This is a genomic window from Peribacillus sp. NPDC096622 (assembly GCF_044762665.1).
Classification (GTDB): Bacteria; Bacillota; Bacilli; order Bacillales; family DSM-1321; genus Peribacillus; species Peribacillus frigoritolerans_B.
This window is the reverse complement of record NZ_JBIWES010000010.1, coordinates 68,680-94,924: the sequence shown is the minus strand read 5'-3', so window position 1 is coordinate 94,924 and position 26,245 is coordinate 68,680. Positions and strand designations below refer to the sequence as shown.

The window sequence follows — 26,245 nt, the reverse complement described above, 5'->3', positions numbered from 1 at the left end:
TAGAAATGACTTGATTTCTAAGGTGAAACGGGTTTTAATTATAGATACCGAATATCCATTATGGATATCTGATATCCACATACATATTGAAAGAGGTGAACTGATTTGCAATTAACAAAAGGGGTCGAGCAAGCTATATGCATCATCGTTATACTCTCTACCCAGGATAAAAATGTCCCGCTTTCGTCTAATGAGATCAGCAGGAGATTAGAGGTGTCTCCTTCTTATTTGAAAAAAATCATAAGGAAATTGGTCATAAAGCAGGTAATCACTTCCGTTCCTGGTAATAACGGCGGCCTTACTCTTGCCAAAAGTGTAGATAAGATTAAAAACCTTGAAATTATTGAGGCGATGGAAGGTCCCATTTCGATGTTTCCGGATACAGGACTTATAGAAAAAGCGTTCAAAGATGGAGAGTATGCAGAGAAGGGGATGGACGTCCTTCGCCGGATGTTTTCTCGGGCGGATCAACTTTTAATAGAGTTCTTTTCCAGTCAAACAGTGGCGGATTTGCTTAAAGAAAGCTTTGGCACCACGGACATACCGACTCTTAATTGGAATACCGCGTCATTGAGTGATGTACTGCGTGAAAAGAAAGGTGAAAAGAAGTGAACATGCTTAAACAAGAATGGAAGCTCTTCCTTACAAATCGAAAACTGGTCGGTGTCGCGATCGTTTTACTGTTCGTCCCGATTATTTATGGGGGGTTATTCCTTAGTTCTGCTTGGAATCCATACGGAAATACGGGCAAATTGCCTGTTGCAGTCGTGAATAAGGATGTGAAGGCGGAATATGAGGGAAAAACCTTAACAGTCGGTAATGAGCTAGTCGAGCAGTTAAAGGACAATGATGATTTAGAATGGCATTTCGTAACGGAAAAAGCGGCGAAAAAAGGATTCGATGATGGTACATATTATATGGTCGTTACCATTCCGGAAGACTTTTCAAAAAATGCTTCTACCGTCATGGATGATAAGCCCAAGAAAATGAATTTGACGTATGATGTGAATCCTGGACGCAGTTTCGTTTCTGAAACGGTCGGGAAACAGGCAACGAATAATTTGAAAACGGAAATTGCGGAAAGTGTCACAAAAGAATATGCGGAGGCGATCTTCTCACAACTGGATGAAATCGGAGAAGGATTCGGTGAAGCGGCAGATGGGGCATCAAAGCTGGATGACGGTGCAAAAAAACTGCATGATGGAAACAAAGAAGTGACGGAAAATCTGAATAAGTTAGCTTCGAGCACATTAACTTTTAAAGATGGAGCGAATAAACTTCAAATTGGCGTTGGCGAGTTTTTGGAAGGGGCCAACAAGCTTGAAAGTGGCGCGGCGGAATTGAATAAGGGAATTTCACAATATACTTCCGGTGTCGGTCAGTTGCAAAAGGGTGCGACCGAACTCGCATCAGGCACAGGGGAATTAACTAATAACAGTGAAGCACTTATACAAGGTTCATCCCAACTTTCCACAGGGCTGGCCAAAGTGGTTCCAGGAGCGCAGTCTTTAAATACTGGATTGGCACAAGCGCAAACGGGAAGTGCGAATTTGAATGATGGGTTGAATCAATTATCACAAAATGCAAGCCAGCTGACGGACCAATCGACAGGAATTCCAAAATTGGCAGCAGGTCAGCAGAGTTTAAACGAGGGAATCAATAAACTGGCAGAAGGAAGCCAGGCGTTAAATGACGGCCTAAAAAAAATGGATGGCCAATTGCCCGCAGAAGAACAGCTGAATCAGCTTAAGCAAGGACTGACAAGCATTCAAAGCGGTGTAAATCAATTGCAAGAAGCGGTTCCCGCAGGAAGCAGCACGTCCGGTACCGTATCCGGCATTACCGAAGACCTCAATAACAGTCAAGCGGCCTTAACGGAACTTCAATCAACGATTGCGAATAATGGTCAGAGCACGATCAATGCCGTTCAAAACACGGAAGCCTTCAAAAGCATGACCAGTGAACAGCAATCCGAATTAATCGGAGCCATTCAAAATGAACTTCAAGGCCAGGCGGAAGCACAAAAACGAATCGCATCGAATCTTGCTGCAAGTGTATCCGACATATCAACACAATTAACGGATAAAGTAATGCCTGTATTGAATGGATTAGGCCAGCTTCCGGAACAAGTGGCCAATTTAAATAATGCGGTGAATAAAGTCAATCCAAACGCCGTTTCAGCGTTAAACGGATATACGGCAATAAGGAACGCACTGAATGAACAATTGATTCCTGGTGCGACCCAATTAAATGGCGGTTTTAATGAAGCTGTAGAAGGCAGCGATCAATTAACGGCGGCAACACAAAGTTTAAATGAACGGACACCAGAATTAGTGAAAGGGATCAACCAGTTAGCACAAGGCGGTTCCTCGTTAAATAATGGCCTTTCAAAACTAACTGAGGGATCTGGTCAGTTGGTTGATGGGGTTTCACAACTGCAAGCAGGTTCATCCTCCTTTGGGAATGGTCTTGAGAAGTACGCATTTGGTGTTAGCCAAGTTGGTGAAGGGGCAAGCAAACTGGCTAATGGGGCCAATCAACTGAATGCCAACTCAGCGGCATTGAACGAGGGCTCATCAGCACTAGTTAAAGGCACGGAACAATTGGCAGGCAACCTGCCTACTTTGAGCAATGGAGTCATCCAGCTTGCTGATGGCGCAGGGAAGATCAATGAAGGTTCATCAGCACTTGCTGAAGGTTCCGGCAAATTGGGTGATGGAATCTCATCACTTAAAGATGGAACGGTCGAGCTTTCGGAAAAACTTAGTGATGGTGCAGAAGAAATAAGTGAAAATAAAACAACCGATGATAATTATACAGCATGATTGCTGAACCGACAAAGGTCAAAGAACAAAAAAGCAGTGACGTGCCGAATTATGGTCATGCACTGGCTCCTTATGTATTGTCTCTTGGGTTATTTGTAGGGGCTATTGCCTTCAATATGGGATTCCCGACAGGCTTGCCCTCTACAAGGCCTACATCAGGGGTGGCATGGTGGTTCAGTAAATTTACGGTCCTGTTTATCCAAGCGACGCTATCTGCATTAGTGTTGGATGCAATCATGATATGGGGAATGGATTTACAGGTCGAGAACATGGGGCAATTCATTGGGGTATCCATCCTGACATCCCTTACGTTCATGTTCATCGTTACCTTCCTGACCGTAGGATTTGGAAATCCAGGTCGTTTATTGGCGATGATATTCCTTGTATTACAGCTAGGTGCAAGCGGAGGAATGTTCCCTGTAGAACTGACCAATAACTTCTTCAGTCATGTTCACCCGTTCATACCCATGACATACTCTGTCATGGGCTTCCGCCAGGCAATGAGTACGAGCCTTGGAGCGGATGCATTGACAGCGAGTATAGTGTTCCTTACTGGATGCATCATTGTTTTTAATCTACTGCTATTGCTAACGATGGTCATCAAAAAGCGAAAAGCATACAATATTGAGATGGATGCATAAACAAATGAAAAACCCCCGGTGCAATGCGCCGGGGGTTTTCTCATTATAATGGTTCATCCGTGTTCTTTTCTGCTTCGATGACTTTCAATCCATTTTCGCCTGAATTTTCAATCACATGTTTAAGGATGGATAATTTGTTATCCCAGTATTGATCGTAAAAAGAAAGCCACTGTTTCAATTCCGCTAAAGGTTCCGGCTGAAGCCGGAAGCGTTTCTCCCTTCCTACCTTCCGGCCACTGACCAATTCAGCTTCAGAAAGGATATGAAGATGCTTGGCAATCGCTGTACGGCTCATGGAAAAGTGAGAAGTGATTTCTGAAATGGGTAAATCCCCTTCAGCAAGCAATTGCAGGACCTTTCGGCGGGTCGGGTCGGCTATAGCCTGAAATACATCATGTTTTTCTGCTGCAGACACTTAGCCCTCAACAGCCTTTTTAAGACCTTGATTAACGATCTGCTCCCAGCCATGATTCATTCTATCGCGAATCACTGAGCTTTTTTCGTTCGGTTTCGGAAGAATCGTTTCAGGCTCTTTCCAGCCACCATGAATAAGGGTGAACTCCGTTTTGTCATCCAGTTCTTTTAAAATGAAGGAAATGAACCAACCGTCCGTATCCCAACTGAATGAAAGACGATGAGGAGCATCTAACTCCGTTACCTTACAAGGAGATGGACCGAAGGGTGATTGCACATGGAACTCATGTCCCACTTTCGGTTGAAAATCATTTGGCATGAACCATGAAGCTATGCCCTCTGCAGTCGAAACTGTATCCCAAACTTTTTGGATAGGTGCTTCAAGAATAATTGTCTTCTTGATATCCTGTAATGTATTTTCCATACTGTTTCTCCTTTTTAAGTGAAAATATGAAACCAATTGGTTTCGCTTTTTTGATTATATAAAACCTTTTGGTTTCATGTCAATAATTTGTTTCAAGCGATTCCTTTTTATTCATTGCAGGATGCTTAATTACCCAACTCTTCAATTTGTTTTGCCAAGCCCGTTATATTATCGATTGATTTCATTATCTCTGAATCTTCCAATGCCTTAGGGTCAATTTGGCCCTTTTCAATATTATTCAGATATAATTCAATTCCATCTGAAAGCTGTTGATTTGAGCTGACGATCTTCTCATGGATGCCTTCAGCGATTTGGGGTGGTTCAGTTGCATCAAATTCTTCAATCTCCGTTTTCATCAATTCCAGTTCTTTTTCAAGATTTGCTCTTGCTTCTGCATTCGTGACGGCGTCCTGGGACATTGCGGGCACCTCATTGGCAAAATCCTTAACGGTATTTACATACTCCGTCGCATTATCTGCATACTCCAAGGATGAATTGACTTCTTCTAAAGCTGAGCATCCGCTTAATGTAAGGATGGACAGCAGCGCAAAGGTCATTATTTTTTTCATATGTGTGCCTCCAATGTGATTTTTTTATAGTAAGGATCAAATGGGCAGAAATCTTTTTTTATAAATCGCTGCAATCGAATTCAGTATGAAGCTGGGGATCTTCTTCGGAAAAAATGACTTCGAATAGAAAAGGTGAAAAGCGCTTTTCAAGTCGTGCCACTGATTGCAGGATTTCACTTGCTTAAACCTTGCAACGTCAATGATCTTCACCTTTTTTTCAGAAGTTATGAAGATGTTTCGTAAATGGATATCCGAAGGATTCAATCCCTCTTTCCTTGCCAATTGCAGCGCATGGTCTATCTCCGCAATGTTTTCTTCCGTTATCGGGATTCCCAATGTTAAACATTCAAAAAGAGTGTTGCCTTCAATGTGATCTATAACCAGGTAATTTACCCCCGCATCATATAGGGTTGGATAGTATTCGATGGATTGGACGGTTTTGTATATTTCAGCTTCAACTTTAGCTGTGTGAGTATGATCCGGGAAAAACACTTTTAGTGCCTTATTGGTGGAATGTATTCGGAATACATATGCGCTTCGGCCTTTTCCGATCAGTGATAAAGATGGGTCGGCATCGAGCAATATATGTTTTTTATCATCGGAAATCTTAACGCTTTGAGCTAATTCATTATAGTTCTGCATACTTTTCACCTCTATTGTGCAATTTTTTCGAATCGAAAAAGACGGTATAACCGATTATTGGTTATACCGTCTTTTAAAAATTAAAAGACCTCACCAAATAATCGGCAAGGTCTTGCAAACAACTAAAATCAGTTGCCAATAAAGCCGAGGATTCCATCCTGTACTGACGACTTTATTGTATAGCTACTCCCCTTAACAGAAGGATTCTTATAAGTTATATACAGTAATTATATAGGTTATTGCCTCGTTCCGTCAAATATAAGGATCGTGTGCTTACCCTTTATATATATTCGGTTTAGGCAGAAAGATGCTCGTCTCATTAGCATTAATTTGAGTGGTAATTAATTATATCAATATATTTTATATTCATCATTTGCTTGGCGTATAAGGTTCGTTGCGGATATTTCTATTTAATTACATAAATGTCTATTAGTTTACTATTATATTACAATCACCTTTATCTCCCTGTAGATCTAAAGGAATATGATATATTTTAGATGAATGAGCATATTTACCTATATTATTATACTAATTTTAACCGATATTTAAATAAATGTTAAAAATATAATTCTTTAGTAGGGAGAATGAGATGAAGAAATTAATTATACCAACTTTCTGTTTTGCAGTGTTGTCTACAGTTGCTTTCGAAGAAAAAATATCTGCAGCTCCACTACATGCGGAACAGGCCAATATTGAAAACGTCATGTTTGTGCAGGTGAATTCCGGATCGCTCAATATGAGAAAAAACGGGAGGGAAGGTGCAAGCATAGTTGCAAAGCTGGCAAATGGCACACAGGTGACGGTGTATTCGGAATCCAAAGGCTGGGCGAAGATCAAAGCCAATGGAAAAGAAGGATATGTCAGTACCAAGTATTTATCGGCAACGAAGCCAGGGACTTTAAAGAAAACTGCTGTGACCATTAAAACGACAACGAAATATGTGAATGTGAGCACAGGTTCACTTAATATGAGAAAAAGCGGTAGTGATAGTGCAAGCTTAGTCGCGAAGCTGACAAGGGGCACACAGGTGACGGTGTATTCGGAATCCAAAGGCTGGGCAAAGGTCAAGGTCAATGGAAAAGAAGGATATGTCAGTGCCAAGTATCTATCGGCAACGAAGCCTGGAGCGGTAAAAAAAGCTTCGGCGGCCGTTAAAACGACAACAAAATATGTGAATGTGAGCACAGGTTCACTTAATATGAGAAAAAGCGGTAGTGATAGTGCAAGCATAGTCGCAAAGCTGACAAGAGGCACACAGGTAACGGTGTATTCGGAATCCAAAGGCTGGGCGAAAATCAAGGCCAATGGAAAGGATGGATATGTCAGCACGAAGTATCTATCGGCAACGAAGCCTGGAACAGTAACCAAAGCTGAGGCGACAGTTAAAACGACAACGAAATATGTGAATGTGAGCACGGGTTCACTCAATATGCGAAAAAGTGGAAAAGCTACCGCAAGCATAGTTGCCATCCTTTCAAAAGGGACGAAAGTGACGGTGTATTCGGAATCCAATGGCTGGTCGAAAATCAAAGCCAATGGAAAGGATGGATATGTCAGCAATAAATATCTGTCTGCTTCAAAGCCAGGGTCGGGATCAACGGCAGTCACACCTGCAAAAACGACGACGAAATATGTGAACGTGAACACGGGATCACTCAATATGCGAAAAAGTGGAAAAGCTACCGCAAGCATAGTCGCCATACTTTCAAAAGGAACGAAAGTGACGGTGTATTCGGAATCCAATGGTTGGGCGAAAGTCAAAGCCAATGGAAAAGACGGATATGTCAACACCAAATATCTGTCTGCTTCAAAGCCGGGATCGGGATCGACGGCCACGCCTGAAAAAACGACGACAAAATATGTAAACGTGAGCTCTGGAACGCTCAATATGCGAAAAAGCGGATCGGAAAGCGCGAGCGTAGTCGCAAAGCTGTCAAAAGGAACGAAAGTGACGGTCTATTCGGAATCCAAAGGCTGGGCCAAGGTCAAAGCCAATGGAAAAGACGGACATGTCAGCACCAAATATCTATCGACAACAAAACCGGGAACGGGTTCAACGGCAGTCACGCCTGAAAAAACGACGACGAAATATGTAAACGTAAGCTCTGGAACGCTCAATATGCGAAAAAGCGGGTCGGATAGCGCGGGCATAGTCGCAAAGCTGTCAAAAGGAACGGAAGTGACGGTGTATTCGGAATCCAATGGATGGGCGAAAATCAAGGCAAATGGGAAGGATGGGTATGTCAGCACTGACTATCTTTCCACGACAAAGCCTGGAACGGACTCCAAACCATCCATACCTGAAAAAACGACAACGAAATATGTAAATGTCAGTTCGGGTTCATTGAATATGCGGAATAAACCGTCAGATAGTGCTTCCGTCATTGTGAAATTGGCAAGGGGTGTAGAGGTTGAAGTCATCTCGGAATCAAATGGCTGGTCAAAAGTTAAAGCCTATGGCGGAGAAGGTTATGTCAGTACGAAATATCTATCGGCAACGAAGCCTGGTTCTGTACCGGGGCTGAATCCAGATGGAGAAGAAAACACATTAGTTAAATACGTAAGTGTGAATGATGGCTCGAGTCTGAATATGCGGTCTGCAGCATCTGCTTCCGCTTCAATTATAACCAAGCTTGTAAACAATACGGCCGTAACGGTGTATTCAGAGTCTAATGGCTGGTCAAGAGTCACGGCCAATGGAAAAACCGGATATGTCAGTACGCAATATTTAACGGCCAAAGCATCGGAAGGTCCGGGAAGTTCGAATGGATCGATAATCAGGATCGATAAAGAGTATAATCTTACGATGGAAAAGATGGTTGAAATTCAAATGGCCGTTAATGGTCAAACGGATAAGAAGTATAAGACCTACATACGTGAAGATGGATTATCTTTAATCAATTCAACAAAAGGTACAGTTAAAGGAACCGGATGGCGTGTCAGGGGCGGAGCCGGTTCTAATTATTGGGTAGTCGGTCCTGTCAGCAATAACCAATCATTGAATATTAAATCAAAAGTAAGGGGCTCTGACGGATACTGTTGGTATGAGGTGGACTATAACAAGACATGGGTAAATGCCAGTCCTGAAGAAATAGAATATAATCTTAACCCGAATAATTTTGTGAATGATCCAGTAAATTCATTCCAATTCGTCAAGCTCTCCCAAGTCACCAACATGAACGTTTCTGAAGTGAATAATAGAATCCTTTCAGGTAAAGGGATACTACAAGGCCAAGCTGCAACCTTCACTGCGGCAGGGGAAAAATATGGGGTAAATGAAATCTACCTGATTTCACACGCTTTGCTGGAGACCGGGAATGGCACCTCACCATTAGCGACTGGCGTAAAGGTGAACGGGAAAACGGTCTATAATATGTATGGAGTCGGAGCATTTGACGGAACGGCGCTAAGCAGCGGCGCTCAATACGCCTATAATGCAGGCTGGTTCACTCCGGAAGCGGCCATCATAGGAGGTGCCGAATTCATCGCCAAAGGGTATATCTCTTCTGGACAGGACACGCTTTATAAAATGAGATGGAATCCTACAGCTGCAGAGAAATATGGATATGCATCACACCAGTATGCGACTGATATTGGCTGGGCAACAAAACAAGTGAAACAGATTTATAATTTATATAGTTTATTAGATTCCTATAAATTGACGATAGAGGTTCCTAAGTATAAATAAGGAAACAGGAAAAAACACATGAGCCCGGCTCATGTGTTTTTTTTGCTATTTAGTTTTATCCTTTTCCAGAATCCCCTTGACGACATCCTCGATCGTCACCACTCCCAACGCCTTTTCCAAGGCAAGTTCAGCAACTGAAAAGATGGGCTCTATTGTATCTTGTATATTTCTTCCAACAGTGCATGCTGGATTAGGATTTTCATGGATTCCAAATAATTCTTTATCGGAGACAACGTTGACAGCGTGATAAACATCGAGCAAAGTGATATTCGATAATTCCTTGGCCAATGTCGCTCCGGCGATACCCGGCCGGACATTCACTAAACCTGCATTCTTCAGCATGCCGGTGATTTTTCTGATTAAGGCTGGGTTGGTGTTTACACTTTTTGCAATAAAATCGGAAGTGTTAACGCCTTCTTTGTTTATTTCTAAAAGAGATAATATATGGATTCCTACGGAAAAGCGGGTACTGATGGACATCTCTTTTTTCTCTCCTTTAAAATCTCTATTCCTATATAGTATAAATTATTTAACATGTAATTCAAGTGGTTACAAGTTATAATGGCCTGTAAGAATAATATTTATCCATTAAACGTTTCCTTGTCAAGCCAGGCCTTTTCTTCAAAGTCAAAAATAAAAGGTATGTGTAATTGACAAACAAGCATGGTGAAACTTATATTATAACGTGTAAATGAATCAGTTACAGGTGAAAGGTACAGGAAGGGGGAACTGAAATCGGCCGCTATGGCTGGATAAGGAATAGCGACACAACTACAAGTGATGGAGGTATATGATGGCTAATAAAAAAAAGGGTAATCAAAAACAATCTTCTGCATTCACGTTTTGGATCATCGGGTTAATCGCTGTAATCATTATTGGCTTTATATTTTTAGCAAATGGGAAAGACGAAGATACCGCCGTTAATGAAATCGATTATAAATCACAACCTTATTTGGGAGAAAAATCGGCTCCTGTCCAAATAGTGGAATTTGGGGATTATAAATGTCCAGTCTGCAAGACATTCGAGGAGCAATTCTTCCCTTCTATACAAAGTGAATTGATTGATACGGGAAAAGCGCAATTTTATTTCATGAATTATTCGTTCATTAACGTCGATTCAACCAGATCCGCTAAATTCGCGGAAACTGTTTATCAGGAATTGGGAAATGAGACCTTTTGGAAATTCCATGAGCTTTTATTCGATAAGCAGCCAGATGACCTGAAATATGAAAAGGAAGATGTCTTTACGGACAAATTCTTAGAAGAAACATTGAAAGAAATCGCAACTGACAAAGATGTGAAAAAGGTCGTTACTTCTTTTAAAGCCGAAAAGTCCGAGGACCAATGGAACAAGGATATGGAGTTGGCCGACGAATTGGGCGTTACTGGAACTCCTTCCTTATTTGTCAATGGCAAGAAGTTTGAAGGAAATACAATCGATGATTTAGTTAAAATGGTTGATGATGCAGCGAAGGAGAAATAGTGATGAACAAACCACTATTATTTTCTTGGATCCTGTCCATCATCGCCACTGCTGGAAGTCTCTACTTTAGTGAGATTCTCCATTATGTACCCTGTACCTTTTGTTGGTATCAAAGGATCTTGATGTACCCGCTCGTTATCTTATTGGGCCGGGCCTTTTATGAACAGGACCTGAAAATCCATCGATACATCCTCCCATTATCGATTTTGGGCATGTTGGTGTCAGGGTATCACTATAGTCTGCAAAAAATTCCAGCACTACAGCATTTCGAAATGTGCCAAAGCGGTGTTCCCTGCTCAGGTGAGTATATAAATTGGCTTGGATTCATCACGATCCCGTTTTTGTCCTTTATCGCCTTTACTCTCATCACAATCTGCATGGCACTGCTAATGAAAAAGAAAATCAGCATGTAATTAAGCGCACCATTCTAAAAGGAATGGTGCTTTTTTATTTATAACAGATGAAAAAATCAGAAATATATCTCCGAAAATTGGATTATATCGACGAAACTTGGCAATATATCTCCGAAACCTGAATTATATCGACGGAAAGCAGCAATATTTCCCGGAAAATTGAATTATATCGACGAAAGTCAGGATATATCTCCGAAACTTGAATTATATCTACGAAATCAGCAATATATCTCCGAAACTTCGCTCTAAATAATATAGTTGACAAAAAGGCAACCTGTAACTTATATTATTACATGTAAGTAATTTAGTTACAGCTAATATTTCAAAAACAATATAGGAGGAATTTAAAATGAAAATCGGTATTATTGGTGCGAGCGGAAAAGCTGGAAGTCTGATTTTAAAGGAAGCATTGACTAGGGGACATGAAGTTACGGCCATTGTCAGGGATGAAGCTAAAGTCCAAATTCAAGGAGCATCTGTACTGGAAAAAGACGTATTCGATCTGAAAGCGGAAGATATTAAAGAATTCGATGTGGTAGTGAATGCCTTTGGCGCTGCTCCAGGGAAAGAACATCTGCATGTCGATGCAGGAAAAACCTTGATTGAGGCAATGAAAGGGGCTCCTCAAACGAAACTGATTGTTGTTGGCGGAGCGGGAAGCCTTTTCGTTGACGAGGCAAAAACGATCCGTGTACTGGATACGCCTGAGTTCCCTAAAGAATACTTTGCAACAGCGTATAATCAATCCAAGAACCTTGGAGATCTGCAAAACGCCACGGGCATCCAATGGACGTTCATCAGTCCTTCCGCCTTCTTTGATCCGCAAGGAAATAGAACAGGTCGATATAAATTGGGTAAAGACAATCTTCTTGTAAACTCAAAGGGTGAAAGCTATGTAAGTTATGCCGATTTTGCCCTTGCAGTACTTGATGAAATTGAAAATCCGCAGCACATCAACCAACGCTTTACCGTTGTTGCCGAAGCTGAATAATTTATGACGTCTCTCCTCTGGGGTGACGTCTTTTTTTATGATAGTAACTTCTGAAATCGTTTTGCGCAGACTCTCTGTATCATTCATCGCTGAAAGATCAATATGAGGATCAAAGCGCGAACGGTGGGCACCAATAAGGAGGAAGCCGGGATGAGATGATCAATTGTGCTGAATGAATAAGTCTTTAGATCTATGAGCTGTAATTAAGAAAAATAAGTCCTTTTCCTCAAATATCAGGGAAAGGCCTTAAATATTATGGATGTGTTTACAAATGAAGGAATTTTTTCTGTTAATATATTTACAAAAAACGAGTCTATGTTACTATGAAAAGGATGATTCAGAAAAAAATGGTTTTTTTTGTTGATTTATCCTAATATGAAGGAGTTACAAATATGAAAAAAGTTAAAAAGGCCATTATACCTGCAGCGGGATTGGGAACTAGATTCTTGCCCGCAACGAAGGCCATGCCTAAAGAAATGCTGCCAATTGTCGATAAACCTACTATTCAATATATTATAGAAGAAGCCGTGAAAGCGGGAATTGAAGATATAATCATTGTCACAGGAAAGAATAAACGAGCGATAGAAGATCATTTTGATAATGCTTACGAACTAGAGAATAACTTGAGTGAAAAAGGGAAATTCGATTTATTGGAGAAGGTGCGATACCCATCCAATTTGGCTAATATCCATTACATTAGGCAAAAAGAACCGAGAGGCCTCGGACATGCTGTTTGGTGTGCTCGTAACTTTATTGGTGATGAGCCATTTGCCGTCCTTTTAGGCGATGATATCGTAGAAAGCGATGTGCCCTCCCTGCGTCAATTAATCAACGAATATGATGCGACAGGTTCGTCCATCATTGGTGTGCAGCCGGTGAATGAGAGCGAAACACATAGATATGGCATCATTGACCCGCTTACGCAAGAGGGCAGAAGATACGAAGTGAACCGTTTCGTCGAAAAACCAAAACAAGGAACGGCACCATCCAACTTAGCCATCATGGGAAGATACATACTGACTCCGGAAATATTCGATTTCCTGGCCAAGCAGGAAACAGGGGCTGGCGGAGAAATCCAGTTAACGGATGCCATCCAAAAACTGAATGAAATCCAAAGTGTCTTCGCTTACGATTTTGAAGGAAAACGCTATGATGTCGGAGTTGTCGATGGCTTTGTGAAAACGACAATTGAATTTGCCCTGCAACGTCCCGATTTAAGAGAAGACATTATAAAAGTAATGGAAAATATCCTCGAACTGCACAAGGCAGTGGACAAATGATCTTTTAATTTAATAGAGTAATTATTTATAAAAAATCTCCAACTATTGATCATTCATAGTTGTTATTTTTGGTTAATGAAATGCAAACATAATTTTGAATGGTGAATATATATCCATAAAAGGGGATGCCTATTTAGTGAATAAGAAGGTAATAAAAAGAAAAGTCGATTTCCTTAAACAGCCTATTGTTAATTTCCTGCTAAAGGAAAATCATCAGCGTGTAAATAGATATGCAAAGTATTATGAGAAATTAAAAATTCAAAAAAACACGATTCTATATGAGAGCCGTGATGGTAACAGTATGACTGACAGTCCATACGCGATGTTTAAATATATGCTGGAAAATCAGGACTATCAAGATTTTATGCACATTTGGTCCATCCAGGATTTCAGTGTCCTCTCAGGTGTAATAGCGAAGTATAAGGATATGCCGAATGTTCAATTTGTTCAGCGTAATTCAAAGGAATATTTAAAGTGGTTGGCAAAAAGTGAGTATTTAATCAATAATTCCACATTCCAGTCTTTCTTCATCCCTAAAAGCGATCAAGTTTACATCAATACCTGGCATGGAACGCCCCTTAAGAATATGGGCTTTGATATACCCGGTAACCCTTCGGTCTCTCAAAACGTCGTCAGGAACTTTTTGAGTGCAGATTTCATTTTGAGCCCTAATGCCCATACTACGAACATATTTACACATAGCTATAAGTTAAATGGATTGTATAAAGGTGAAATAATAGAAGAAGGATATCCGAGGATCGATTTGACGCTGAATACGGATCCGGGGGAGTATAAGGATTATCTAAGGACCCTGGGTTTGAAAATCAGTGATGCTAAGGAAAATATTTTATATGCCCCGACCTGGAAGGGGACGAACCTGGCCAAGGTAGATAACGATCTTCTTCAAATCATTGCAGATATTAATTATTTACAAAGTCAAATCGGTGAACGATATAACCTATTTATTAAGGTGCATCCATTTCTATATAAAGAAGCGGCCAAGCATTCGGAAATCAAGGATCGGCTAATACCAGACCATGTGGATACAAATGAATTGCTTGCTGCAGTCGATTTGCTTATCACGGATTATTCCAGCATTTTCTTTGATTACCTTGTTACCGATAAGCCAATTCTATTTTACACTTGGGATACGGACGTTTATGCAGAGCAAAGGGGACAATATCTCCAAAATGATGAACTTCCGGGACCAATGCTTTTTAACTCAAAAGAATTGGCGCTAGCCATTAAAGACATTAAAAATGTGAAATTGAGATATTCCGATAAATATAAAAAAATGCAGGGAAAATTCACGAACCATGAAGATGGAAAAGTAACGGAGAGAATAGTCAAAAATATTTTCAATAAGTCTACGAAACAACTGAACACAATTACCGGGCTGGATTCCGCAAAGGAAAAAATATTAATATATCCAGGCGGTTTGAGGGATAACGGGATTACATCCTCTTTCCTTAACTTAATGAATAATATTGATTATGATAAATATGATGTCAGCTGTTTCACTGCCACTCCTCACTCGTACGAGGTTTTGAAAAATATGGGCAAGGTTAATAAGAATGTGCGTTTTCTATTCAAACCTGGCTTGCCTGTGTATAAAATTTTGGAAGTCTACAAAGATAAATTCATCCATAACAGAGGGGAAAGAGGTTTCTTAGGGAAGAAGCTTTACCCGGAAAATGCCTATATTAGGGAGCATGCACGTTTATTCGGCAAAACAAAGTTTGATTTTGTTATCGATTTTAGCGGTTATAGCCATTATTGGGCGAAATATCTGCTGGCGGCAGATGCAAAAAAGAAAGTTTGCTATATGCATAATGATTTGCTTTCTGATAGTGAGCGCATCATTAACGGAAAGAGACCTCACCGTATTAATCTAAGAGGGATATTTTCGGTATACAATCGATTTGATAAACTGGTAAGCGTTTCTGAGGGAACGATGGAATTAAACCGAAAGAATCTATTGGAGTATGCAGACTTCGATAAATTTGATTTTGTAATGAATTCTATCAACCCGGATAAAATCCTTCAAATCGAGTCAAATGAACCTGAAGTTATCGAAAATGATGAAAAGGCAATGATCACAGAAAACTTCAAAGCAAGGGCGATATTATGGGATGTCAAGGATAATCCTGTTTGGAATACCCTTCCGGGAATTTCGAATGCCGCTCAATTTCCAATGGAAGAACGATTTGAAGGTGCTGAAATCGTAATTTCGAGAAAAGCCCATGCTGATCAAAAAACTTTTTACAAATTCAGCCATGACAATCAAATAATAGGCTGGATTAGTGAAGAAGCTGTGGAGCTGCTGCCAGACAGCATCATTTATGAAAAAGAAGTGGATAAAATTGCAAGGTTAGTAAGACCTCGATCGAACTATATTTGGTCCCTGCCGTATAAAGTTGAAGGAACGTACAAAGTTTCCGGCAGTCATGATTTTAAAGGGATCATTGTAAAAGTTGATAGGGAAGCAAAAACCCAGCATTCGATTTATAGCAGAATATCTGTAAAAGACAAGATAATAGGCTGGATAGATAATGCTGCTTTATCCATCCTTGAACATTGTACAATCAATGAAGACATGAGCTTTAATGACAAGCTGCAAATCATGATGAAAAGAAAGTATATAATATCGAGAAACTATAAAAACAATAAAAAGTTCATTGATAAGATCGAGAATAGAACGCTGAAGGAAATAAACACCGGCAATCAGAAATACGGAAAAATAGCTAACCCGGAAGATCATACAATCTGGACGAAGGCATATCCGAACTACAAGGCTAAAAGAGTGAGCAAGGCAATCGATTTTGAAGGGCAAATCGTCAGAATCATAAAGTATAACAGAACCAACAAAGGCGGCTATTACCTTTTCGAAATCGATAATAAGAAAATTGGCTGGTTAAATACGGGGGCATTCGAAATCATAGAAGAGCCAATCCTGTTAAAAGAACGGGAAGTGCGCGGCACTGCCGAAATTAACTTGGGCGATTATCATATTTGGGATAAGCCTTATGGACTGCAAGATGCCATGGTCTTGGAAAATGGGCCAACCTTTAATGGCCGGATTGTGGAATTCGATAAAGAAGCGGTTACTCAACTTGGTACTTATACCCATATATTATTGGATGGGATATCTATAGGCTGGATCGATAAACAGGCGTTAATCGTACAAGAGGTCCATGGATTGGAAGTGAATGATCAGTTCGTTCCATATCCTGATAAAAATGATTTTAACTTTGTCAATATGGGAAGGTTATCTCCTGAAAAAGGGCAAGATAATTTGATTCGTGCATTCGCAGGCTTTCATGAGAAACACAAAAATAGTAAACTGTATATTTTAGGACAAGGACCCTTAAAGGAAGATTTGCAGGCAATCATTGATGAGCTGGACTTAAATCATTCCATTCATCTTTTGGGCCAGCTTGAAAATCCTTTTTCGTTCATGGAAAAATGTGACTGCTTCGTTCTTTCCTCACATTATGAAGGGCAGCCTATGGTTTTATTGGAGGCCATGACGTTAGGAATGAAAATCATGGCTACGGATATTGTGGCTAACCGAACCGTTTTGGAAAACGGTAAATATGGTTTACTTGTCGAAAATAGCATAGATGGACTGGAAAAGGGCTTATCTACCATGGGTAATAATGATAATCCTAAACTAGCGAAGTTTGATTACACCCAATATAATGGATTGGCCATGGAAACCTTCAATAAATGCTTATAAAATGAGGGAGGTTCTATTAATAGAGCCTCACATATATAGGTTGCGGGAATTGGTTATGATTCATTTAAGCTTAAAGTAAAAGGGGAAATTCTATATGATTTTGGTCGTTGGCGGTGCAGGATATATTGGAAGTCATCTTGTAAAAGAGTTAGTGAAAACTGAAGAGGTTGTCATTCTGGATAATCTCTCAACTGGATTTCGTTCGCTGGTCGATTCGAAGGCCATCTTGGTGGAAGGGAATTTAGGGGATGAAGCGGTCTTGAATGAAATATTCCTTAAATATCCCATTAAAGCTGTTATGCACTTTGCCGCCAATAGCTTGGTCGGGGAGTCTGTTCAAGATCCTTATAAATATTATGATAATAATGTAGGTGCCACTCTTACATTGTTGAATACCATGCTCAAGCATGATGTTAAGAATTTCATTTTTTCATCAACGGCAGCTACGTACGGGATACCAAATGTGGATATGATTGATGAAGATCAGCCAACCAATCCGATTAACCCATATGGCCGCTCAAAATTGATGGTAGAGCAAATCTTAGGGGACTTTGCAAATGCATATGGACTCCATTATGTCGTCTTGCGTTACTTTAATGCGGCCGGAGCACATGCGTCAGCAGAAATCGGTGAAAGCCATGATCCGGAAACACACCTGATTCCTATCATTTTACAGCATTTATTAGGTCAACGTGAGAAGATTTCCGTGTTTGGAACGGACTATGATACAGAAGATGGCACTTGCATTCGCGATTATATCCATGTAACGGATTTAGCCCAAGCTCATATAATCGCGCTTCAAGCCCTATTATCCGGGAAGAAGGATACGGCCATCTACAATCTTGGGAATGGAAAAGGGTTTTCGGTTAAGGATGTAATCGACACTTGCGAAAAAGTCACAGGAGTTAAACCGACCGTAGAGTATGCAGACCGTCGCCCTGGAGATCCAGCCCGCCTGGTAGCTTCGGCCAATAAGATATATGAAGAACTTGGTTGGAAAGCATCAATAGATTTGGAAGAAATCATTGAAAGTGCGTGGAAATGGCATAAATCTCAAATGAATTAATGGTCCCTTGGGGGCCGAAAGTCGTTTCAGACTGCAGGCAAACTCTAAGAAATACGAGTTTGCCTGCAGTTTTTTTATTAGGTTGCAGTTGATTTCAGGGATCCGCTCCCTTTCCGCCGGCTGTCGGCCAAGCCTCATCAAAGCAAGCACCTGTGGGGTAGGCAATGGTTGTTTCACTTAATAAGCACGAAAAAGGGATATTGATAGAGATATAGAATTACTATTCAAGAGAAGCACCATTCATTTAATAGGAGATGTTTGATTTGAAAACGGTAAGGGTTTTTCATTACGATGCGTTCAGCAGTAAACCGAATAAAGGAAATCCGGCAGGTGTGGTTTTAGATGCGGATGGACTGACGGAAAAGGAAATGCAGGTTATAGCGATGAAGGTCGGGTTCAATGAAACCGCTTTTCCCATGGGGTCCGATATTGCCGATCTTAGAATCCGTTATTTTACACCGGGGCACGAAACGAATCTTTGCGGACACGCGACAATGGCCACCATCCATGCACTGAAGACCAGGGGATTGTTGAATAAAGATGAGCTGATGATTGAAACAGGAGCGGGAATATTGCCAATCAAGATCCATACGACGGCGGATCTTGATATATATATTACGATGAAGCAGGCCGCGCCGCAGTTTGAAGCGTTTAACGGAGATAAAGTTGGCTTAGCCAGTTCCCTCGGACTTGATATAGAAGATCTAGAAGCGGAATTGCCTATTATTTATGGAAGTACAGGTTTATGGACTTTACTGATTCCGATAAAAGACCGCAATGCATTCAAAAAGATGAAGGCGAACAATAACCTGTTTCCACAAATATTAAAGGAAATGCCAAGAGCTTCCGTTCATCCCTTTTGCCTGGAAACGTACGATCAGGATGCCCATATGCATGCCCGGCATTTTTCCTCGCCATTTTCGGGTACGCTTGAAGACCCGGTTACAGGAACGGCTTCAGGTGTAATGGGCGCTTATTATGCAAAATACATAAAGGATGATCTTGAAGATGAGGTGCAACTGTTAATCGAACAAGGACATGAAATCGGAAAGGATGGCAGAGTTCACGTTACGGCTACCAAAAACGATGACACATATGATATTGAAATCACCGGGAATGCTGTCTACGTTAAAGAGTTTGAAGTGAAAGTCTAAAGGTTAGGGCAGGGGGGATGGGCGGTTGAATGATAAGCATATCTGAATAGAGCTTTAGTTTTGTTATTTGGAAGCTAAACCTGACCCGTTGTAAAGAGCATGTAATATTTGACATGCATGTATAAAATCCCTGTCTTCCCTAACATGGATAATGAGCTGATCGCCGGGTCATTAAGTAAGAATGGATCATACCATCAGAGGGCAGTTTGAATGCATTTTTGATACCTTTAAATTCCAGTGACCATTATATAAACAACAAGGTCCAATGGTGTCTGATCGTCATATGTAACGCATTTTTGATGCAGCTGTTACATAGGCACTGGCCGAAATCAGTATAATTAAATGGCGGGATACAATGGAAGAGGTGATGGTTTTGTCGGAAACGATTACAACCTACGAAGATCTATTGAACATGCTGGACTCATTATTGCGTGAGCCAGCTGGATTCTGGGATGGTTTTTATGAAGACCGTGAAAAAGGGGTTCCCTTTTTTGGGAATTTCCCTGATGAGAATTTGGTTTCATATTTTGATGATCGGTTAATTGGGCCAGGAAAGGTTCTTGAGCTTGGATGCGGACCTGGGAGAAATGCCATTTACCTTGCTCAAAAGGGCTGTTCCGTTGATGCGGTGGACATTTCGAAGGAAGCCCTTGAATGGGGAAAAGAACGGGCAGCAGATAAAAATGTCCACGTGAACTTCATTCAAAGGAATATTTTTGATCTGGATATTGCAAAAGGGCAATATGACTTCGTGTATGATTCAGGTTGTTTTCACCATATTGCTCCACATCGAAGGATCAATTATTTGGAGATGGTGAAAAAGGCGTTAAGGCCTAAGGGGTTGTATTCGATTACTTGTTTTGTCGAAGGCGGCATATTGGGTGGGGCAGACATCTCGGATTGGGAAGTATATAGGCAAAGGAGCCTTAAAGGCGGATTAGGTTTTACTGAAGAAAAACTCAGACTGATCTTCAATGAATTTGAAGCGGTGGAAATACGGAAAATGAGGAAAATGGAACAAACGGATGAAACCTTTGGGGTGCAAGGTTTATGGACGGCTTTATTTATGAAGTGAGAAGGCGAAATGGTTTTAAACGGAGGATCTGGGATCAGGTCCTTTTTTTGTAATGAAGAAAAGTGGGGATTTGTTAACAAAAAAATGAAAATGGTAAACTATAACAACACTATAAAGTTTTGGGAACGTAGATTTACCAGAATGATAGATGAAGGTTTTGCTGATCTTTTTTTTAAAAAAACAGTGGTTGCATGGTTTTAAAAACAGCTGGGAAGGTATATGGAAAGAGGGGGCAATGGGGCATCAGATCATAAGATTTTAAGTATGGAAGAGGTTGTCTTCGATGCTTGCTTTTTGATGATATTTCAATAACCTGACAATGCCGATTTCAGCGTTAGGTTTATCGACTGCTGAGACCAATTGAATGCTTTATAAAAAACTAAATAGGAGGAGTTTATGCACATAAATAAAGAATTATATTCCTTTTTATTGGGTGTGGCAGCACAATTGACTGAGGATTGGTACACATCATTGAATAAAGGTGATAAGTCAGGTGTTTATAGTTCATCCGATCCCAAAGTGATTAAAAAACTTAAGCAGCAAAATAATGAATTTCATTTACGTTTCTTTCAGGTCTTTGATACAGAGGAGAGAGAATTCTTTAAGCAGCTTGGTGATTGGATTGAAGATATCGGTCAGGATGAGCAGCATTTAAACACACCCATCTATTTTATATTGAGGGAGTTTTTCCGAACGCAAGAGCAATACCTGGATTATATTGACCAGTTTGTGGAATTGCATGGGGATAAATATACACAGGAGGAAGTAAATTCCTGGTATCGGATAGTGGTGAAGGTGTTCAGTGAAGTGATGGAGAGGTTTACGGAAGCGAATCATAGATATGCCAATAAAATCATGAAGGCACAACAGGCAACGATCGATGAATTGAGCACACCCATCATTTCGCTTAAAGATAACACGGCGCTGCTTCCCCTGATAGGCGATATTGACACGATGAGGGGCATGTCCTTGCTTGAAAACACATTACAAAAGTGCGCTGGAAAAAATGTCACCAGACTTTTCATTGATCTATCTGGCGTTCATGCAATAGATAGCGGATCGGCACACCAGCTGTCTCAATTGATTGAATCCTTACATTTGATAGGAATTCAAACAACCCTTTCAGGACTTCGGCCGGAAATAGCCATGACTGCCGTTAAGCTTCAACTGCCTTTTGATAAAGTGACGATAAAGTCCACTCTTGCCCAAGCAATCAGTACGACAAAATAATACATACATATCCAGGGCGCGGGGATGCTCGTTATACATTTCATCGAGAAGACCTCCATATGGCGGTCTTCCCGCATGTATTAGCATTCAAAATGGGTATCGGGCAACATAAAGCAAATGCCGGAATCTGCCGGATTATTCAATATTGGCAAAGACGGCTAGATCTTCTTTATTGCCAACCACTAAAAGCATATCTTTTTCATGGATATCCTGATCCGGTGAGGGTGCTATGATAATTTCTCCATTACTCACGATGGCAATGACGCTAATATTATATTTTGCCCGCAAATCAAGCTCCCTGAGGCTTTTACCCTTCATGCTCTTGGGGAGGATGATCTCCTCGATATTGTATTCTTTAGAAAGCTCTATATAGTTCAGCATGTTAGGGGAAAGAAGCTGATTCGCGACCCGTTCCCCCATATCCCTCTCAGGATAGATGACCCAGTCGGCACCGATTTTAGTGAGCACCTGACCGTGATTTTTATTAAGTGCCTTGGCGATGACTTTTTTGACCCCAAGCTCTTTTAAAAGCAAGGTAGTTAAAATGCTCGATTGCATGTCATTTCCGATGGCTACGATGACACAATCGAAATTACGGATTCCGATTGCTTTTAATGTCTCTTCTTCTGTCGTATCTGCCATGACCGCATGGGTAACGTTCAGATCCGCATTCTCGACTCTTTCCTCGTTGACATCAATACCCAATACCTCTTGGCCGGCCGAATATAATCTATGGGCCACGCTGGTTCCGAATCTGCCTAAACCGATCACGGCATATTGTCGTTTTCCCATCGTTTACACTCCTTCATTCATTATTAACCAATCATGATTTTTCCTTTTGGACGTCGGAACGGATCTGGTTTGCGCCTCATGGCGATAGCGAAGGCCAAAGTCAAAGGACCAACACGGCCTGCAAACATCGTGAAAATGATGAGCATCCTGCCAACCGGTGATAATTCTGGGGTCAAACCCATTGAAAGTCCCACGGTGGCGAATGCTGAAGTGGCTTCGAACAAAATCATCAAGAAGTCAGTTCCGCTTTCAGTGATGGTCAGCAGAATGGAGATGAGCGAAACCATGAATACGCCAATGAATGTTACGGATAATGCTTTAAAAATCGTTTCAGTCACAATGCGGTGACGGAATAAGACCACATCACCCTTTCCTTTAATCTGTGACCAAACCGTTCCGACAAGCGTCGCCAATGTAGTCGTTTTAATCCCGCCGCCAGTCGATCCGGGTGAAGCCCCGACGAACATCAAGAAAATGATGAGCAGTAATGTAGGCTGAGTCAAATCAGGGATATTCAGCGTATTGGAGCCGGCTGTCCTTGGTGATACCGATTGAAATAAAGATGACAGTATTTTACCCATGAAAGATAAAGGCTGCAATGTCTTTGGGTTACCGAACTCGAATAAAAAGATTAAAATTGCGCCGGTAACCGTAAGGGTCAAGCTAGTCATCAGAACCACCTTCGTATGTACGGATAAACGATGGGTGTCACGATATTCGTATAGTTCATTCATCACGATGAAGCCTATTCCGCCAAACGTGATGAGGAAGGCGACGGTAAGCGTTACGAATGGATCCGATACATATGGGGTCAAACTCCTGAATTCCCCCATTAAATCAAAGCCGGCATTATTGAAATTCGAGATGGAATGAAAAAACCCGTAATAGATCGCTTTTCCCATTGGCATATCAAAAGAAAAGCGAATCGATAAGATAAGGGCACCCACGCCTTCAATGATGGCCGTGAAAATTAAAAGCCGTTTCACTAACCTGACTATACCTGCCATGGATAGGTTATTTAAGGATTCCTGCAAGAGTAACCTGCCTTTTAAAGAAATCTTTTTGCCTAGAAGGAAAAAGAAAAACGTCGCAAATGACATGAACCCTAAACCGCCTATCTGAATCAGTGTTAAGATGACCAGCTCACCAAAAGTGGTGAAGGTCGAACCCGTATCCACTACGACCAGTCCTGTTACACAAGTAGCTGAGGTTGCGGTGAATAAAGCATCCAGAAAAGAAAGGCCTTCGCCATTTTCAGTGGAAATCGGCAGGGTCAATAAATAGGACCCGATAAGTATCAGGATGGCAAACCCGAGTACAAGTATTTTGGGCGGATCTAACAAATTTTTTGCTTTTATCAAATTGATCATCCCTACCTATAAAAATGAAATGTGTAAAACTGTTTGAATATCTTAACCATCAATCCTCATTCCGACTCTTTTTAAAGGCATAATAAAAAGACCTGCGAAAACATCGAACAGCTATTTGCTCCTGAAAAAACGCGCAAAAAAGCTCCCGAAATAGGCGGTCTTATGACCTCCTTCGCTTTAGCCGACGAAGTTAGCTGACGGGTAGGATGGCGAAAGAGCTGATCTCATCCCTTCTGCAAGGCAGAATTAACCCCAAATGATTGGGTCCTCCGTACTCAATTCCTTTGAGTTTAGGCCGAAATATATTAAATTGATAAACGTATTCTACTCCCATCATTTAGCAGTTGTAAACCCCTAAATCGTAAAAAAATATTTCTTTAACAAAACTGAAAATTTACGTTTAATTTACATTTAGAAAACGTATTGACAAATATTAGTTAGCGCATTATGATAGGTTCGATTAATCCGATTATGATAACCGGCATCGATGAACTTTATTCAATACTTTCAAGCAGAACATGCTATTGCCAATCAAAATTTCTAACATATATATTATGTTTCTTTTGTAAAAGATAAAGAAAAAAGCAGTACATTCGTATTTAAAGATTCAATACATTTTATTAAAAAGGCGGGCAATTATGGAGAAGACGTTCAATAGATATGTTATTAATGCTACAGGCAAGGGTGGCCAGACATATTTAACACAATGCCAGGATAAAGATGCACTAAGGAAATGGATAGCCGATCATGAGGATCAAATCATCATGGATGAGTTAAGGATAACGGATAAGAAAAAGAATCCGTTTTTAAAATTGTTTTCCCTAAGGTAATTCAATTGATTCAACATTCATTAGCTGTATTCAATTATGATCTATCCAGGAATGCCGAGCGAAAAATCCATATCTTGTTTTGCTTTTAAACTCATTTATTTTGAATGAGTTTTTTTGCGTTATTTACAGTTTTGAACCATCAATGTTAAAATTTAGTGATGGTAATGTGGACGTAAAGAAGAGGAAAGTAAATGAAATGACCACTTTCCGAAAGAGCCCCGAAAGCAGCCGAGGATAGTTGGGGATGTATAGTGACGCATGGGAGTGGCACCGCAAATCGATCTCGTCCCGAGAGGCATTGGCTTGGGGACGGGGTTTTTTATGTACGGTCAAAGGGGGAGAAGCGATGACATTAAGAAATACATTAGTATCCTGGAAATACCCCTCCATTCTATTGTGCGGAATAGGTATCTCCAACTTCGGTTCTTGGGTTTATTTCATTGCACTTAATTTAATCGTTCTGGATATGACTGATTCAGCCTTGGCGGTAGCTGGGCTATATATCGTTAAACCGATTGCTGCCATATTTACGAATGTGTGGGCAGGGAGCGTGATCGACCGGATAAATAAGCGGAATCTAATGGCGGCACTTGACATATTTCGCACGGTATTCATAGCCTTGCTGCCATTGACTTCTTCTATTTGGGTCATCTATTCCCTTGTGTTCGTGATCAATATGGCAGGGGCCATGTTCGGAACAACATCAAGGTCGTATATTACAAAATTAATTCCCGTTGAACAGAGGAAACGATTTAACTCCTTACGAAGCTTAATGGATTCTGGGGCTTTTTTGATTGGACCGGCGCTAGCGGGTATCCTTTTCTTGATCGGTACGCCCGTTTTAGCGATTTATATTAACGCGGCTGCCTTATTATTATCCGGTATCATCACTTTATTCATGCCTGATCTTGAAAAGGATCATCCCCTTGAACAATCCAGTCGTTACCTGTCTTGGACCATCATGAAAAAGGATTGGGGCATCGTCCTGGACTTCAGCCGGAAATCTTCCTATATCATGCTCATTTATTTCTTATTCAGCTGCATGGTGGTGATGGAAACGGCCATCGACTCCCAAGAAGCGGCGTTTGCCAAGGCCGTGCTCCTTTTGTCGGACAGCGATTACGGATTCCTTGTAAGCATCGCAGGGGCAGGCATCATTGCCGGCGCCATAGTCAATGCCGTCTTCATCAGTAAAGTGAAAATCTCGCACATGATTGGTCTTGGATCTTTATTTGTCTCGATAGGTTATATGATCTATGCCTTTTCGAATTCCTTTTCATTGGCCGCCATCGGATTTTTCATCATTGCCTTTTCATTGGCTTTTGCCAACACCGGCTTTCAAACCTTTTATCAAAATAATATTCCGGTGGAAATCATGGGCAGGGTCGGAAGTGTTTTTGGCTTGTTAGAAGCTTTATTGATCATCATTACTACCGCAATAGTTGGTGTTTCAGCCCATTTCATTTCGATTCGGTTCGTGGTGATTTCAGGTTCCTTGATCATGTTCGCTTTATCAATTTTATTGTCGATGCTTAGTATGAAGGCCTCCAAGAGGATGTATTATTCCCTTGGTGATGTAGAGGTAGAAGCGAAGGAAAAGATGTAATCCGATTTAAAGG

Annotated in this window: 22 protein-coding genes and 1 riboswitch; of the genes, 15 read left to right on the top strand and 7 right to left on the bottom strand. The window is 40.9% G+C overall.

Going from position 1 to position 26,245, the window contains the following annotated elements:
- The first annotated feature begins 105 nt into the window (after positions 1-105).
- Genes ACIQYG_RS17810 through ACIQYG_RS17800 form a run of 3 tightly spaced genes read left to right on the top strand, consistent with a single transcriptional unit; the run spans position 106 to position 3,466 of the window.
- Positions 106-612: an Rrf2 family transcriptional regulator gene (locus ACIQYG_RS17810; protein WP_402840474.1), complete on the top strand. Its 507-nt coding sequence runs from the start codon at positions 106-108 to the stop codon at positions 610-612.
- 2 nt (positions 613-614) lie between these two features.
- A complete protein-coding gene (locus tag ACIQYG_RS17805; protein WP_402840707.1) occupies positions 615-2,825 on the top strand; it encodes a YhgE/Pip family protein in 2,211 nt (736 codons plus the stop codon).
- Positions 2,822-3,466 (top strand): YhgE/Pip family protein, encoded by a 645-nt coding sequence (locus ACIQYG_RS17800; RefSeq protein ID WP_402840471.1) that lies wholly within the window; start codon positions 2,822-2,824, stop codon positions 3,464-3,466. The genes ACIQYG_RS17805 and ACIQYG_RS17800 overlap by 4 nt, the downstream gene beginning before the upstream one ends.
- A 43-nt stretch (positions 3,467-3,509) precedes the next feature.
- Here ACIQYG_RS17800 and ACIQYG_RS17795 read toward each other — a convergent pair whose 3' ends face one another.
- The 4 genes from ACIQYG_RS17795 to ACIQYG_RS17780 all read right to left on the bottom strand — a co-directional run bounded on the left by ACIQYG_RS17795 (position 3,510) and on the right by ACIQYG_RS17780 (position 5,515).
- Entirely contained in the window at positions 3,510-3,881 is a 372-nt protein-coding gene (locus ACIQYG_RS17795; protein ID WP_402840468.1) for an ArsR/SmtB family transcription factor, read from the bottom strand.
- Positions 3,882-4,304, bottom strand: a complete 423-nt coding sequence (locus ACIQYG_RS17790) for an SRPBCC family protein (protein ID WP_402840465.1) — start codon at positions 4,302-4,304, stop codon at positions 3,882-3,884.
- A 125-nt stretch (positions 4,305-4,429) separates the two neighbouring features.
- A complete protein-coding gene (locus ACIQYG_RS17785) occupies positions 4,430-4,873 on the bottom strand; it encodes a DUF6376 family protein (RefSeq protein WP_402840462.1) in 444 nt (147 codons plus the stop codon).
- Positions 4,874-4,909: 36 nt separating this feature from the next.
- Positions 4,910-5,515, bottom strand: coding sequence for a protein kinase family protein (locus tag ACIQYG_RS17780; RefSeq protein WP_101224808.1), 606 nt, complete (start codon positions 5,513-5,515; stop codon positions 4,910-4,912).
- Between the two features lie 589 nt (positions 5,516-6,104).
- Between ACIQYG_RS17780 and ACIQYG_RS17775 the strand changes: the two genes are divergently transcribed.
- Positions 6,105-9,203 (top strand): SH3 domain-containing protein, encoded by a 3,099-nt coding sequence (locus ACIQYG_RS17775; protein WP_402840458.1) that lies wholly within the window; start codon positions 6,105-6,107, stop codon positions 9,201-9,203.
- A gap of 45 nt (positions 9,204-9,248) precedes the next feature.
- On the opposite strand, the gene ACIQYG_RS17770 is transcribed toward ACIQYG_RS17775, so the two are convergent.
- Complete coding sequence (locus tag ACIQYG_RS17770) at positions 9,249-9,683, bottom strand: Rrf2 family transcriptional regulator (protein WP_402840456.1); 435 nt, start codon at positions 9,681-9,683, stop codon at positions 9,249-9,251.
- Positions 9,684-9,996: 313 nt separating this feature from the next.
- Between ACIQYG_RS17770 and ACIQYG_RS17765 the strand changes: the two genes are divergently transcribed.
- The 9 genes from ACIQYG_RS17765 to ACIQYG_RS17725 all read left to right on the top strand — a co-directional run bounded on the left by ACIQYG_RS17765 (position 9,997) and on the right by ACIQYG_RS17725 (position 21,634).
- Positions 9,997-10,686, top strand: coding sequence for a DsbA family protein (locus tag ACIQYG_RS17765; protein WP_402840454.1), 690 nt, complete (start codon positions 9,997-9,999; stop codon positions 10,684-10,686).
- Between the two features lie 2 nt (positions 10,687-10,688).
- Positions 10,689-11,099: a disulfide oxidoreductase gene (locus ACIQYG_RS17760; protein ID WP_402840451.1), complete on the top strand. Its 411-nt coding sequence runs from the start codon at positions 10,689-10,691 to the stop codon at positions 11,097-11,099.
- 349 nt (positions 11,100-11,448) lie between these two features.
- Positions 11,449-12,090 (top strand): NAD(P)-dependent oxidoreductase, encoded by a 642-nt coding sequence (locus ACIQYG_RS17755; RefSeq protein WP_402840448.1) that lies wholly within the window; start codon positions 11,449-11,451, stop codon positions 12,088-12,090.
- A 392-nt stretch (positions 12,091-12,482) separates the two neighbouring features.
- A complete protein-coding gene (gene galU / locus ACIQYG_RS17750; RefSeq protein ID WP_402840445.1) occupies positions 12,483-13,370 on the top strand; it encodes a UTP--glucose-1-phosphate uridylyltransferase GalU in 888 nt (295 codons plus the stop codon).
- A 136-nt stretch (positions 13,371-13,506) separates the two neighbouring features.
- Positions 13,507-17,109 carry a CDP-glycerol glycerophosphotransferase family protein gene (locus ACIQYG_RS17745; protein WP_402840442.1) on the top strand — a complete coding sequence of 1,201 codons (3,603 nt, stop codon included), beginning with the start codon at positions 13,507-13,509 and terminating at the stop codon, positions 17,107-17,109.
- Between the two features lie 94 nt (positions 17,110-17,203).
- Positions 17,204-18,175: a UDP-glucose 4-epimerase GalE gene (galE, locus tag ACIQYG_RS17740; protein WP_402840439.1), complete on the top strand. Its 972-nt coding sequence runs from the start codon at positions 17,204-17,206 to the stop codon at positions 18,173-18,175.
- 263 nt (positions 18,176-18,438) lie between these two features.
- Entirely contained in the window at positions 18,439-19,329 is an 891-nt protein-coding gene (locus ACIQYG_RS17735) for a PhzF family phenazine biosynthesis protein (RefSeq protein ID WP_402840437.1), read from the top strand.
- Between the two features lie 373 nt (positions 19,330-19,702).
- Positions 19,703-20,404 (top strand): class I SAM-dependent methyltransferase, encoded by a 702-nt coding sequence (locus ACIQYG_RS17730; protein WP_402840704.1) that lies wholly within the window; start codon positions 19,703-19,705, stop codon positions 20,402-20,404.
- Positions 20,405-20,800: 396 nt separating this feature from the next.
- Positions 20,801-21,634: an STAS domain-containing protein gene (locus ACIQYG_RS17725; protein WP_402840434.1), complete on the top strand. Its 834-nt coding sequence runs from the start codon at positions 20,801-20,803 to the stop codon at positions 21,632-21,634.
- A 135-nt stretch (positions 21,635-21,769) separates the two neighbouring features.
- On the opposite strand, the gene ACIQYG_RS17720 is transcribed toward ACIQYG_RS17725, so the two are convergent.
- Both ACIQYG_RS17720 and ACIQYG_RS17715 read right to left on the bottom strand, forming a co-directional pair.
- Complete coding sequence (locus ACIQYG_RS17720; RefSeq protein WP_402840431.1) at positions 21,770-22,426, bottom strand: potassium channel family protein; 657 nt, start codon at positions 22,424-22,426, stop codon at positions 21,770-21,772.
- A gap of 23 nt (positions 22,427-22,449) precedes the next feature.
- On the bottom strand, positions 22,450-23,787 hold the full coding sequence (locus tag ACIQYG_RS17715; protein ID WP_402840429.1) for a TrkH family potassium uptake protein: 1,338 nt from the start codon (positions 23,785-23,787) through the stop codon (positions 22,450-22,452).
- Between the two features lie 173 nt (positions 23,788-23,960).
- Positions 23,961-24,103: riboswitch (cyclic di-AMP (ydaO/yuaA leader) on the bottom strand.
- Positions 24,104-24,434: 331 nt separating this feature from the next.
- On the opposite strand from ACIQYG_RS17715, the gene ACIQYG_RS17710 reads away from it, so the two are divergent.
- Both ACIQYG_RS17710 and ACIQYG_RS17705 read left to right on the top strand, forming a co-directional pair.
- Positions 24,435-24,626, top strand: coding sequence for a hypothetical protein (locus tag ACIQYG_RS17710; RefSeq protein ID WP_076370632.1), 192 nt, complete (start codon positions 24,435-24,437; stop codon positions 24,624-24,626).
- Positions 24,627-24,972: 346 nt separating this feature from the next.
- Positions 24,973-26,232 (top strand): MFS transporter, encoded by a 1,260-nt coding sequence (locus ACIQYG_RS17705; RefSeq protein ID WP_402840425.1) that lies wholly within the window; start codon positions 24,973-24,975, stop codon positions 26,230-26,232.
- The last annotated feature ends 13 nt before the right edge of the window (positions 26,233-26,245 follow it).

Excerpts from the sequence above, each read along its gene's own strand:
- ACIQYG_RS17790 (WP_402840465.1), bottom strand. The coding sequence starts at position 4,304 with ATGGAAAATACATTACAGGATATCAAGAAGACAATTATTCTTGAAGCA.
- galE (WP_402840439.1), top strand. The coding sequence starts at position 17,204 with ATGATTTTGGTCGTTGGCGGTGCAGGATATATTGGAAGTCATCTTGTA.
- ACIQYG_RS17710 (WP_076370632.1), top strand. The coding sequence starts at position 24,435 with ATGGAGAAGACGTTCAATAGATATGTTATTAATGCTACAGGCAAGGGT.
- ACIQYG_RS17765 (WP_402840454.1), top strand. The coding sequence starts at position 9,997 with ATGGCTAATAAAAAAAAGGGTAATCAAAAACAATCTTCTGCATTCACG.
- ACIQYG_RS17705 (WP_402840425.1), top strand. The coding sequence starts at position 24,973 with ATGACATTAAGAAATACATTAGTATCCTGGAAATACCCCTCCATTCTA.
- ACIQYG_RS17760 (WP_402840451.1), top strand. The coding sequence starts at position 10,689 with ATGAACAAACCACTATTATTTTCTTGGATCCTGTCCATCATCGCCACT.
- ACIQYG_RS17770 (WP_402840456.1), bottom strand. The coding sequence starts at position 9,683 with ATGTCCATCAGTACCCGCTTTTCCGTAGGAATCCATATATTATCTCTT.
- ACIQYG_RS17775 (WP_402840458.1), top strand. The coding sequence starts at position 6,105 with ATGAAGAAATTAATTATACCAACTTTCTGTTTTGCAGTGTTGTCTACA.
- ACIQYG_RS17800 (WP_402840471.1), top strand. The coding sequence starts at position 2,822 with ATGATTGCTGAACCGACAAAGGTCAAAGAACAAAAAAGCAGTGACGTG.
- ACIQYG_RS17805 (WP_402840707.1), top strand. The coding sequence starts at position 615 with ATGCTTAAACAAGAATGGAAGCTCTTCCTTACAAATCGAAAACTGGTC.
- galU (WP_402840445.1), top strand. The coding sequence starts at position 12,483 with ATGAAAAAAGTTAAAAAGGCCATTATACCTGCAGCGGGATTGGGAACT.
- ACIQYG_RS17720 (WP_402840431.1), bottom strand. The coding sequence starts at position 22,426 with ATGGGAAAACGACAATATGCCGTGATCGGTTTAGGCAGATTCGGAACC.
- ACIQYG_RS17755 (WP_402840448.1), top strand. The coding sequence starts at position 11,449 with ATGAAAATCGGTATTATTGGTGCGAGCGGAAAAGCTGGAAGTCTGATT.
- ACIQYG_RS17725 (WP_402840434.1), top strand. The coding sequence starts at position 20,801 with ATGCACATAAATAAAGAATTATATTCCTTTTTATTGGGTGTGGCAGCA.
- ACIQYG_RS17780 (WP_101224808.1), bottom strand. The coding sequence starts at position 5,515 with ATGCAGAACTATAATGAATTAGCTCAAAGCGTTAAGATTTCCGATGAT.
- ACIQYG_RS17785 (WP_402840462.1), bottom strand. The coding sequence starts at position 4,873 with ATGAAAAAAATAATGACCTTTGCGCTGCTGTCCATCCTTACATTAAGC.